Origin of the sequence: Ochrobactrum sp. MYb379, assembly GCF_037479515.1 — a bacterium.
Classification (GTDB): domain Bacteria; phylum Pseudomonadota; class Alphaproteobacteria; order Rhizobiales; family Rhizobiaceae; genus Brucella.
Window position 1 is genome coordinate 418,778 of the sequence record NZ_JBBGYW010000002.1, and the last position, 12,499, is coordinate 431,276.

Below are 12,499 nucleotides of genomic sequence, written 5' to 3' on the forward strand. Positions count from 1 at the left end.
AAAGATGCGCGTTAAGACAAACAATTAAAACGCCGATCTGATTTAATCAGATCGGCGTTTTAATGAGCTGCGTCAATTATTCCATCAGTCGTGCAGTGCCCGACAATCGGATAGATTCGCCACGTATATGGCCGATCTCTGCGCGAAGGTGTGATGGTACACCCATATCCTCGCCCTGAAATACTTCAATGGCGCCACCATGTGGCCAACCGAGATCACGGAGATAGGCTGCAAATGCGGCTGTCGAAGCGCCCGTTGCCGGGTCTTCATAAACACCGCCAGAGGCGAATGGATTGCGGCTATGAAAACGCGTGGGCGTTTCTGCGTGAACCAAAAGGATTGTGGTCCAACCCTGACGGTTCATCAACACGCGACCACGTTGCAGGTCATAATGCATGGCCGCTAGCTTCTCGCGTGAGCGCAATGCCAGCACGATATGGTCAGCACCGGCGTGAATGAGTGCTGGCGGAATGCCCGGCGCCAGATCGTCCTGTTCGTAGTTGAACAAAGCCAGCGCTTGCTCAATTTCAATTTCCGATGCGGCGCGGTTGCGCGTTCCCGGCGATTGCAGGCTGGCGGCAAAAAGCTCGCCTTCTTTGCGGCCTTCTACGCTGATTTCTGCATTGTTGAGCTTCAATGCGAAGCGTCCATCGCCGTCGCGCATGGCGAGCGCTGCGCCCAGTGCTATGGTCGCATGGCCGCAGAAAGGAATTTCTGTTTCCGGCGCAAAATATCGCACGCGAAAGCCTCCGGCTTCCGGCATTGCAAAGGCCGTTTCGGAAAAGCCAACATCTTTGGCAATTTTCTGCATGTCTTCGGTTGAAGGCAGTTTTTCAGAAATCAGTACACCGGCAGGATTTCCGCCCTGATTACCTTGCGAGAAGGCAGCTATACGCAAGACGTTCAATGACATGTCCTTTGCCAACTTTCGATTCGTTCCCACCTTCTTCAATAGAAGGCGCTAAATGAGTCAGGTCAAGGGCAGGGGGCATTCGTTCACATGCAAGTTTGGAACGTGTTTTGATTTAGAGCGTGTCGCGCTTATTCGTATCCATAGCGCTCGCTCTAACTCCTTGTTTTTTACGCATGTCGTTATCGGAAAACCGGTTCCCACTTTTCCGCGACATGCTCTAGTCTTTCATTTCCGTCGCCCATGGCGGATTTGCACCCGCGCGCGAAACTGTCACTGCGGCAGCGCGCACGCCAAGCGCTACAGCTGCATGAATTTGGTCTTCATCGAGTTTGGAGATAGCTTCTTTGTCGAGAAGCCCCTGATTTTGCAGGCTCGCAAGAATACCGGCATTGACCGTATCGCCGGCGCCAACCGTATCCAACACGTCAACCTTCACGCCGGGCACCCGAACGGTGGCGTTTGCGCTGTAGGCATCAGCGCCATGTGCGCCTTTGGTTATGACAATCAGCTTCGGCCCGAGCTTAAGCCATCGGGCAGCAATCTCATCGTGATTGCCCTTTTCACCGAACCATTCAAGATCTTCGTCCGAAAGCTTCACAATATCCGCAAGCGCAATCATGCGTTTCATCCGGGCAAGATGGATTTCACGATCTTTGATGAAGCCTGTGCGGATATTCGGATCAAGGAACATGACGCGCTGTGACGCTTCGCGGGTCATCAGCGCTTCATAAACGCTGCCGCATGGCTCGGAAATCAGACTGATACAGCCAAACAGCATGGCTTTAATTGCATCATCAATCGGCGGAATATCGCTTTCGGAGAGCATCCGCAGGGCTGTGTTTTCGTCATAGAAAGCATAGCGCGCCTGACCATCAACGAGGCGGACAAAAGCCAGTGTCGTGGGACGATCCGAAGTGGCCGAAAATGAATAATCGACCTTGGATCGTGCGAGTGTATCGCGCAGCACTTCGCCGAAAAAGTCTGATGAAAGTCCGGAGAAGAAACCCGTTGGAACGTCAAGACGCCCAAGCGCAATCGCCGTGTTGAAAACCGACCCGCCAGCGAGCGGCAAAAATGCTGTTTCACCTGACGCAGTTTCGCGTGGCAGCATGTCGATCAGGGCTTCGCCGCAGCATAGGATCATGGTTTCAACTCAGCTGTTAAATCGATTGAAGATTACAAAACGAGCAAGGTAAACACAAAAGCGCAGCGTTGATCAATGCCGCGCTTTTGAAAATCGATCAGACGTGCTGACCGCCATTGATGTGGATTTCTGAACCCGTCACATAAGATGAGGCTTCGGAGCAGAGATAATAGATCGTCTCTGCAACTTCTGAGGTCTTGCCAAGACGACGCATTGGTAGTTGCTCGACAAGCTTTTCTGTGCCGGGAGAAAGGATTGCGGTGTCGATTTCGCCCGGCGCAATCGCATTCACACGAATTCCATGCGGGCCAAAATCGGAAGCCATTTCGCGGGTCAATGCTGCAAGCGCTGCCTTGGAAGTTGCATAGGCCGTACCTGCAAAAGGGTGTACGCGGGATCCGGCAATGGAGGTCACATTGACCACTGAGCCTTGCGCGGATTCCAGTTCTTTGAACAAACCACGTGCAAGCATGATCGGTGCCATGAAGTTCACCTGAAACACATCGCGCCAAACGGCCATCGGCGTTTCGATGGAATTCAAGCGGCGACCACCTTCTGCCTTTGGTGAAATACCGGCGTTGTTGACGAGGGCATGCAGCTTGCTGCCATTGGCTTCCAGTCGGCGGCGGATTTCAGCGATTGCCTTGCCGACGTCTTCCTGATCGGCAAGGTCAACCTTGATGTGGTCTTCCGGCCCTGCTGGCCATGGGCAATTCTCAGCGAAATCCTGACGCGAGCAGGTGATGACACGCCAGCCAGCGCGCGAAAAACGCTTGACCGTCGCATGACCGATACCTCGGCTTGCGCCTGTCAAAACGATCGTTTTGCGTTCCGTGTCTGGCTTGGGAGCTTCAGACCGGGCCGCATCTGTTTGGGAAACTGTGGACATGAAAACCTCACTCTCAATCCTTGAATAGACTAAGTCACTCAGGATTTCGAGCGGATTTCATATCTATTAGCGCTATCTGCTTCACTTGATCGCGATAAGGGCCGGTATTAACCGGCCCTATGCGAAGATCACTGCGTATTGCCCATAATGATATCGAGAAGCGTGGTTGAATCACGGCTCTGCTGTGGCTGTCCGCCGACATCACCGGGAGGCAATGGTGCGCCATTGTCATTGGCCGGGTAATTGGCAGGTACGCCCGATTGCTGGCCCTGTTGAACATTGTTACGGGCGGGCGAGTCAGGTGCTGGCGGCCAATAGCCGTCATCGCCATTGCCAGCCAGTGGCTGTTCGCCATAGCCGCCCTGCGGAATCATACCCGGTTCATACGGATTGTTCGGATCAATACCGTCGCTGCCGCCGGGAATGATATTCTGAATGTCGTAATGGCCGGGAAGCTCGGCAATCGGCACGCCCTTATGCGCTTCCTTCATGTATGCTTTCCAAGCGGCGACGGGCAGTGTCGAGCCGAACACGCGCTTCATGCCCTTGCCATCATCATTGCCGAACCACACGCCAGTGGTGAGATTGGCGGTGTAGCCGACAAACCATGCATCGCGGAAATTCTGGCTGGTTCCGGTTTTGCCTGCCGCTGGCCAGCCGAAGGCCGCGCGTTTTGCCGTGCCGTCTTCCACTGTCTTGCGCAGCATAGCGTTCATCATGCCGACATTGCGCTCATCAATGACGCGCGGACCAATGCCATCTTCCCGCTGATAGAGAACCTTGCCTTCGGAATCCGTGATCTTGGTGATGAAATAGACCGGCGCGCGATAGCCACCATTGGCAAATGGCACATAGGAATCGGTCAATTCCAGAAGCGATACTTCCGAAGTTCCCAATGCCAGCGAAGCATTGGGCTCTAACTTGGACTGAACGCCCAAACGATGTGCGGTGTCGATAACGGTCTGCGGCCCGACTTCCATCACAAGCTGCGCAGAGACGGAATTGAGCGAGTGAGACAGCGCGGTCGCAAGCGTCACTTCGCCCATATATTTGCCGTTGTCGTTGCTTGGCGTCCATTTGCCGATCCGCACCGGCGCATCGTTACGAACGGAATCCGGTGTGCGGCCCTGTTCCAATGCAGTCAGATAGACAAATGGCTTAAACGACGATGCTGGCTGACGGCGTGCATCGGTCACGCGGTCAAACTGGCTGGCCGCGTAGTCATAACCGCCAACCAAAGCGCGCACTGCACCCGTGCCATCAATGGAGACAAGCGCGCCTTGGCTTACATTCATCTTCTTGCCGTTCGCGGAAATCTGGTCTTTGATTGCTTCTTCGCCTGCGCGTTGAAGATTAAGATCAACGGTCGTTTCAACAACTATATCTGTCTTTGTCTCGCCAATCAGGGACGGAATTTCAGCAACCACGCGGTCGGCAAAATAGTTTTCCGAACCCTGCCAATAAGAGGCAGCTCGTGCTGGCGGCTCGCTTTCCGCGATCGCGACCTGACGGTCATCGATCATACCTTCTTCACGCATGGCACCGAGAACCAGCCGCGCGCGGGTGGCGGCTGCTTCCGGATCGCGTGCTGGTGAAAGGCGCGAAGGCGCTTTCAGAAGGCCGGCGATTGTTGCCGCTTCCATCAGGTTGAGTTCTTTTGCGGATTTGTTGAAATAGCGGCGTGAGGCAGCATCGACACCATAAGCACCGGAACCGAGATAAACGCGGTTCAGATACATCTCCAATATCTGCTCTTTGGTGTATTTATGCTCTAGCCAGAGGGCGAGCATCACTTCCTGCACCTTACGTTCCAGCGTGCGGTCTGGTGACAGGAACAGATTTTTAGCCAGCTGCTGCGTGAGCGTTGAGCCACCCTGAACGGCACGGCCTGAAGTGATGTTGGTAACAACAGCACGCGCAAGACCGATTGGATCAATGCCGAAATGCGACATGAAGCGGCGATCTTCAATGGCCATAACCGCTTGCGGAATAAAAGGCGACATTTCATGCAGACCGACAGCTTCGCCGCCTGTCGTGCCGCGATTGGCAATCAAACTGCCTTGCACATCGACAATACGCACATTTGGCGGACGATCAGGAATGGACCAATCGGTTGTCGGCGGCATTTTTGCTGCGAAATAAACGAGCATACCGGCGAAGGCGATGCCTCCCCATAGGCCGAGTACCAGGAACCAGTAAAAGGCACGGCGAACAAAGCCAAAAAAGCCGCCGCGCTTTTTCGTCTTACGGCGTGAACCACGTGGTTCACGCTCTTTTGGCTGCTTGCCGCCGCGCTGCGTTCTGGCCATGCGCTCCTCATCATCGACGCGAAACACGTCTTCTTCCTCTTCCTTTTTCGGCGCATTGCCGAAGGAAGGTTCGATACGTCCGTTTCTACCGTCTCGCGATGCCATATCTGCTTAAATCCACCCGCCTGTATATTTTTTACGTTGTTTATCGCCTGAAGTGTAAATGCGGCAGTTTAAAGGGGCGTAAACTCAGCATTCACAAAAAACAACCTTCCAGCAGCTCAAAAAGAAAAGGCCCCGCAAATGCGAGGCCTTTTCCGTAGTTTTATCAAGTCAGATTAGAACTTGTATGCAACGCCAAGACGAATTTCGTTGGTCTTGAACTTGTTGCGGGTATCTACACCGTCAACGTCAAAGTTCTTGTGACCGTAATCGGTATAGCGATATTCAAGACGCAGAATTACGTTGTCGGTTGCAGCGTAATCAACACCAGCGCCAGCTGTCCAGCCGGTGTGGGTCTTGCTGGAGGAGAAGCTGTCTTCCACACCGCCAACGATAGAGGTTGCAGAATTCTTGATCTGGCCGAACGCTACACCACCAGCGATGTAAGGCAGGAAGCGGTCAACTGCATAACCTGCACGTGCACGCACAGCACCCGACCAACGCAGCTTTGTTTCTACGCTATCGAAATCACCGTCTGCGTCGGTCTCAGAAAAACGCTTCTTGAGATTGTTGTAGGTTACGTCACCGTCAACACCGAGGACAACACTGTTGCCGAGGTCGAAGTTATAACCAGCGTAGAGGCCACCGAGGAAGCCATCTGGCTTCAAGTTAGCGGAGCCATCGATATCGCTGAACTGCGACTTGCCCCAGCCGTAGCCGATCTGTCCACCGAGGTAAGCACCGTTCCAGCTGAATACTGGAGCGGAGATAACTGGTGCTGGTTCTTCGTAAACGATAGCGTCAGCGGCTTTTGCGCCAGTGGTAGCAAGAAGAGCAACAGTTGATGCGAGAAGAAGGGACTTAAGTGTCATAATAAAACCTCCGGTGGAGAAATTGGGGAAACTCATTTGTTGCCCCCAATATAATCCTTCCACTGATAAAGTCTGTAGCAAGAATACCACAGTGAATATCTGGCAGGAAAAACCACGTATTTCCGGGCATTTACGCGAAAAAGCCGGTATTGTTGGTTATCAAATGGTTAAATTATCGATTATTTTGAAGTTGAAGTGCTTATAAAGCTATTTACAATCAGAACAGGTATCTATCAGAAAATTTAAGGAGCGCTCTGTTTGGGCGCTCCTTAAATATTGGTATTAATTTACGCGTGAGCGAAAATATCCGCCTCAGGCCAACCCATCAGATCAAGCTCTGAGCGGGTTGGCAGAAACTTGAAGCAGGCTTCGGCTTGCTTGGTGCGGCCATCACGTTCAAGGCGCTGTTCAAACACGGCCTTCAGGCGGTGCAAGTAAAGAACGTCAGACGCTGCATATTCAAGCTGTGCCTGTGACAGAACTTCTGCCGCCCAATCGGATGACTGCTGCTGCTTGGAGATCGAAACCTCAAGCAGTTCGCCGCAGATTTCCTTCAGGCCATGGCGATCCGTATAGGTGCGGGTGAGCTTGGATGCGATCTTGGTGCAGAATACCGGCTCCGGCATGGTGCCAAAAGCATGCGCCAGCACAGCCAGATCAAAGCGGCCAAAATGAAAGATCTTGGTGATCGCTTTGTCTTGCAAAAGCTTGACCAGATTAGGCGCAGTTTTCTGGCCTGCTTCAATCTGGATCACATCTGCGGTGCCGTCGCCCGGTGAAATCTGCACCACGCAAAGACGGTCGCGATGTGGGTTGAGGCCCAGCGTCTCGGTATCGATAGCAACCGAATCCACCTGATAATGCTCGAGATCAGGCAAATCGTTTTTATGAAAACGAATAGTCATTTAGTCTTCCTTATTGAGCAGCGATGGCTGCCATAATGCGTGCCCAAGAGCGCTGGCCCTTATGGAAAGAGTTCAGTTCATATTTTTCATTGGGCGAATGGATGCGGTCATCTTCGAGGCCGAAGCCAACAAGCAGCGATTCCATGCCGAGGAACTTGTCGAAATCACCGACAATCGGGATTGATCCACCCATGGCGATCAGCACGGCTGGCTTTGGCCATTCGTCGGACAATGCGTCCTTGGCCTTTGAAACCAGCGGTGAATCATAAGGCAGCTGAATCGCTGGCGAGCCGCCATGCGGATGAAACTCGACAGAGCAGTCAGCTGGCAGGCGTTCCTGAACAAATGCGCGGAAAGCTTCGCGGATTTTGACCGGGTCTTGTTTGTGCACGAGACGGAACGAAACCTTGGCTGAAGCTTCCGCTGCGATAACTGTCTTGAAGCCTTCTCCGGTATAGCCGCCGATGATGCCGTTGACTTCGGCTGTCGGGCGCGCCCATGTCAGCTCTAAAACGCTGCGGCCTTGTTCGCCAGATGGGATCGAAAGGCCAATCGGGCCGAGGAAGCTTTCAGCGGTACGGCCAAGGTTTTCCCATGATTGCAAAATCTGTGACGGCGTTTCTTCCACACCTTCATAGAAGCCCGGAACCGTGACGCGTCCGGTTTCGTCATGCAGGTCAGCGAGAATTTTTGCGAGAATATGGATCGGGTTTGCAGCAGCGCCACCGAAGAAGCCAGAATGCAGATCGCGGTCAGCGGCCTTGATAACGATTTCTTCGCCAACCAGACCGCGCAGACCAACGCTGATCGCTGGCGTTTCTGTGTCCCACATTGAGGTGTCACAGACGAGCGCGACGTCTGCTTTCAGCTCTTCCTTATGCGCATCGAGGAATGGCTTGAGCGATGGTGAGCCGGATTCTTCTTCGCCTTCAAACAGCAAGGTCACTTTGACAGGCAGGTTGCCGTTGACGGCTTTGTAAGCGCGGCAGGCTTCGACAAAGGTCATCAGCTGGCCCTTGTCGTCAGAAGTTCCGCGACCGGTCAGAATTTTGCGGCCATTGCCAACGTCTTTGATCGCCGGTTCAAACGGATCGTTTTCCCAAAGGTTGAGCGGGTCAACCGGCTGCACATCATAATGACCATAGAATAGCACATGCGGCGCATCGGCGGTGGCGCCGTCATGATGGGCGACAACCATTGGATGACCGGGTGTTTCGCGCACGCTTGCGTCAAAACCAATGGACTTCAAATCCTCGACCAGCCATTCGGCAGCCTTGCGGCAATCGGCTTTGTAAGCCGGATCGGTCGAAATCGACTTAATCCGCAGAAGATCGAACAGATGATCGATGCTCTTGTCGAGATTTGCGTCGAGATGGTTGAGGACTTTATCGAGTGATTGCGCGGACATGAACACTTCCTGACGAGTCGAAATACTGCGCGCACAGTACAACTGCGAAGCTCAAGAAGAAACCCAATTTGACAGGGGCGCAATTTGATGAAGGAAAGTTGCCTCAAAATGAATTGGCCGTCGTGGTGAGGGGGTTACCACAACGGCCATATCACTACACTCACAAACGACAGCCCGGAGAGGGGATTTAGGCTGTCGCTCACAACCGGTTTCCAACGGGGGACGGGTCAGTAAACCGGCGATCAACGTACTGTCGATGACCTAGAAATGGCCCTTCAACTGTGGCTATTCAAGGGCATTTGGTGGCATTTTAGATTACAAATTCGTAACATAAACGTTACCTTTTCGTGAGCAATCCGATATCTGTAATAACCTGAAATTGCATATGCACGGAGGCACTTATGGAAAAGCCTATCATACTCAGCAAGGCCGACTGGGAGAAGACGCCAGGTAAGTGGCACGGCGAATTTGAAGGCAATGTGTTCGGCGCGGGCACGTCGATCATATTCTATTCGACTGAGGAGATTGGCCGCGGGCCGCGACTGCATCGCCATCCTTACGATGAGATTTTTATCGTGCGCAAAGGTCGGGCTTTATTCACCGTTGGCGAAAAGCAATTTGAAGCGGAAGAAGGCAGCGTTGTGTTTGGTGCGGCCAACATTGCGCACAAATATGTGAACCTCGGGCCCGGACTGCTGGAAACGATTGATGTTCACGTCTCAAGCACCTTCATTCAGGAAGACTTGGAGTAGTTTCGCTTATCAAAACAGGTCGGGAAGCGATCCAACGGTGGACACATGTTTCTCCTGACACAAGGCCGGTTTTCTTTGTGCTTTGTTTGATTTAATCCTAAGCCATGAAAAAAGGCGATCATCTCTTCCTCATCGACGGCTCGGGCTATATTTTCCGCGCCTATCACGCTCTTCCACCGCTGACCCGCAAGTCGGACGGCTTGCCAGTGGGCGCGGTGTCTGGTTTCTGCAACATGCTGTGGAAGCTGCTGAAAGATGCGCGCAATACTGATGTGGGCGTGGTGCCGACGCATTTTGCGGTCATTTTCGACTATTCATCGCAGACATTCCGCAAAGAGATTTATCCCGAATATAAGGCCAACCGCACCGCGCCGCCGGAAGATCTGATCCCGCAATTCGGCCTGATCCGTCAGGCAACTCGTGCCTTCAATCTGCCCTGCATCGAAAAAGAAGGCTTTGAGGCTGACGATCTGATCGCAACCTATGCCCGCATTGCGGCAGAAGCCGGGGCCGATGTCACTATTGTATCGTCTGACAAAGACTTGATGCAGCTCGTGACAACGCAAGTGTCGATGTATGACGGCATGAAGGATAAACAGATTTCGATCCCGGAAGTGATCGAAAAATGGGGTGTGCCGCCGGAGAAGATGATTGATCTGCAATCGCTGACTGGCGACAGCACCGATAATGTTCCGGGCATTCCCGGCATCGGCCCAAAGACTGCAGCGCAATTGCTGGAAGAGTTTGGCGATCTTGATACGCTGCTCGCACGGGCGTCCGAGATCAAGCAGAATAAGCGCCGCGAAAATATCATTGCTTATGCTGATCAGACCAAGATCGCGCGTGAGCTGGTCACACTTAAAGTCGATGTGCCGCTGGATGTTGACCTTGATGGTCTGGTGCTTGAGCCGCAGAACGGCCCGAAGCTGATCGGCTTCCTGAAAGCGCTGGATTTCACGTCACTGACGCGCCGCGTGGCGGAAGCAACCGACACAGATGCATCGGCGGTTGAGCCTTGCCACATCGAGACGGAATGGGGGGCAGATGCCCACGGACCAGACGTTGATGTGCCTGCGAAGACAGATGCTGCGCCAACTGGCTCGGCTCCCATTGCTGCTGAAACGTCCGACGCAAGCGGCTATACGCCAAAAGCGCTCGCTGCAAAGCGTGCATCTGATGCTTTGGCGCAGAAAATCGACACCACGGCCTATACCTGCATTCGCGATATTGAAACGCTGAACAAGTGGCTCGCGGAAGCTGTTGAGACGGGTCTGGTTGCCTTCGATACAGAAACCAACTCGCTTGATCCAATGCAGGCGGAACTGATTGGTTTCTCGCTGGCGCTTGCGCCCGGCAAAGCTGCCTATATCCCGCTCCAACACAAGTCTGGCGTAAATGATCTCTTGGGCGGCGGAATCGTCGAAGAGCAGATTCCGCTCGATAAGGCGCTTGCGGCATTGAAGAGCGTTCTTGAGGACAAATCCGTCCTCAAAATCGCACAGAACATGAAATATGACTGGCTGGTCATGCGCCGCCACGGCATCGACACTGTGTCTTTTGACGATACGATGCTGATTTCCTACGCGCTTGATGCTGGCCCCGGCGGCCACGGCATGGACCCGTTGTCCGAGCGTTGGCTGGGTCATACGCCAATCGCCTATAAGGATGTGGCAGGCAGTGGTAAGAGCGCTGTCACCTTCGATATGGTCGATATTGATCGCGCCACCGCCTATGCAGCCGAAGATGCTGATGTGACATTGCGTCTCTGGCAGGTGCTGAAACCGCGTCTTGCGGCAGAAGGTCTGGCCTCGGTTTATGAACGCCTTGAGCGTCCGCTAGTCGATGTGCTGGCGCGTATGGAAGAACGTGGCGTTTCAGTTGATCGTCAGGTTCTCTCGCGCCTGTCTGGTGATCTCGCACAGTCCGCTGCGCGCAATGAAGACGAAATCTACGAGCTTGCCGGTGAAAAATTCAACATTGGTTCGCCCAAGCAGCTTGGCGATATTTTGTTTGGCAAAATGGGACTTCCGGGCGCTTCAAAGACCAAGACCGGTCAATGGTCGACCTCTGCGCAAGTGCTGGAAGATCTAGCCGCTGAAGGTTTGCCTTTGCCGCGCAAGATTGTCGACTGGCGTCAGCTGACGAAGCTGAAATCCACCTATACCGATGCTCTGCCGGGCTTTATTCATTCCCAGACCAAGCGTGTGCATACGTCATATTCGATGGCTTCCACCTCAACGGGGCGCTTGTCTTCGTCTGAGCCTAATTTGCAGAATATTCCGGTGCGTACCGCCGAAGGCCGCAAGATCAGAACCGCCTTCATTGCCGAACCCGGCAATAAGCTGGTCTCTGCCGATTACAGCCAGATCGAATTGCGCGTTCTGGCGCATGTCGCGGATATTCCGCAGCTAAAACAAGCATTTGCCGACGGTATCGATATTCATGCCATGACCGCGTCTGAAATGTTTGGTGTGCCTGTCGAAGGCATGCCGTCAGAGGTGCGCCGCCGCGCCAAGGCGATCAACTTCGGCATCATTTACGGTATTTCGGCCTTTGGTCTCGCCAATCAGCTGTCCATTCCACGCGAAGAAGCAGGGCAATATATCCGCACCTATTTTGAGCGTTTTCCGGGCATCAAAGATTATATGGAAGCGACCAAGGCTTTTGCCCGCGAGCATGGCTATGTCGAAACCATTTTTGGCCGTCGCGCGCATTATCCCGACATCAAAGCATCCAATCCACAGGTGCGCGCATTTAATGAACGCGCTGCAATCAATGCGCCTATTCAGGGCGCTGCAGCTGATATTATTCGTCGCGCCATGATCCGCATGGAAGATGCGCTTGCAAAAGAGAAGCTTGCCGCCCGTATGCTGTTGCAAGTCCACGACGAATTGATTTTCGAAGTGCCTGAAAATGAAGTCGAAAAGACGATTACGCTGGTGCGTGACGTTATGGAAAACGCGGCGATGCCAGCTGTGTCGCTTTCCGTGCCATTAAAGGTCGATGCGCGTGCTGCGCATAACTGGGATGAGGCGCATTAAAAGCGCATTCCGAAAAGTGTGAAACGGTTTTCGGGTTAAATGCGCGTCAAAAAAGACTAGAGCGCCGTTCCGGGTTAATCGGATCGAATTGCGCTCTAGCGTCTCACCCTGTTGACCTGAGAGGCACAAACCTATAGGTAGGCGCTAATTATGGTGCTTCGGTA

General features: G+C 53.3%; 9 protein-coding genes. 2 read left to right on the forward strand and 7 right to left on the reverse strand.

What is annotated here, in order from left to right; translation table 11 throughout:
* Nucleotides 1–76: 76 nt before the first annotated feature.
* From WH356_RS06090 to WH356_RS06120, 7 genes are all read right to left on the reverse strand, one after another.
* A complete protein-coding gene (locus WH356_RS06090; protein ID WP_339509521.1) occupies nt 77–907 on the reverse strand; it encodes a PhzF family phenazine biosynthesis protein in 831 nt (276 codons plus the stop codon).
* A 223-nt stretch (nt 908–1,130) separates the two neighbouring features.
* The gene (locus WH356_RS06095) at nt 1,131–2,057 is read right to left on the reverse strand and encodes a carbohydrate kinase family protein (protein ID WP_339509294.1); all 927 of its coding nucleotides are present in this window, start codon (nt 2,055–2,057) and stop codon (nt 1,131–1,133) included.
* 97 nt (nt 2,058–2,154) lie between these two features.
* A complete protein-coding gene (locus WH356_RS06100) occupies nt 2,155–2,946 on the reverse strand; it encodes an SDR family NAD(P)-dependent oxidoreductase (protein WP_339509295.1) in 792 nt (263 codons plus the stop codon).
* A 128-nt stretch (nt 2,947–3,074) separates the two neighbouring features.
* Complete coding sequence (locus tag WH356_RS06105) at nt 3,075–5,360, reverse strand: transglycosylase domain-containing protein (protein ID WP_339509296.1); 2,286 nt, start codon at nt 5,358–5,360, stop codon at nt 3,075–3,077.
* Nucleotides 5,361–5,533: 173 nt separating this feature from the next.
* Nucleotides 5,534–6,229, reverse strand: coding sequence for an outer membrane protein (locus WH356_RS06110; protein ID WP_339509297.1), 696 nt, complete (start codon nt 6,227–6,229; stop codon nt 5,534–5,536).
* Nucleotides 6,230–6,516: 287 nt separating this feature from the next.
* Entirely contained in the window at nt 6,517–7,134 is a 618-nt protein-coding gene (locus WH356_RS06115) for a ribonuclease D (RefSeq protein WP_339509298.1), read from the reverse strand.
* 10 nt (nt 7,135–7,144) lie between these two features.
* Complete coding sequence (locus WH356_RS06120) at nt 7,145–8,542, reverse strand: dipeptidase (protein WP_339509299.1); 1,398 nt, start codon at nt 8,540–8,542, stop codon at nt 7,145–7,147.
* A gap of 401 nt (nt 8,543–8,943) precedes the next feature.
* Here WH356_RS06120 and WH356_RS06125 point away from each other — a divergent pair, with 401 nt between their 5' ends.
* Nucleotides 8,944–9,294, forward strand: a complete 351-nt coding sequence (locus WH356_RS06125; protein WP_339509300.1) for a cupin domain-containing protein — start codon at nt 8,944–8,946, stop codon at nt 9,292–9,294.
* A gap of 104 nt (nt 9,295–9,398) precedes the next feature.
* Nucleotides 9,399–12,335, forward strand: coding sequence for a DNA polymerase I (gene polA, locus WH356_RS06130; RefSeq protein WP_339509301.1), 2,937 nt, complete (start codon nt 9,399–9,401; stop codon nt 12,333–12,335).
* Nucleotides 12,336–12,499: the final 164 nt, after the last annotated feature.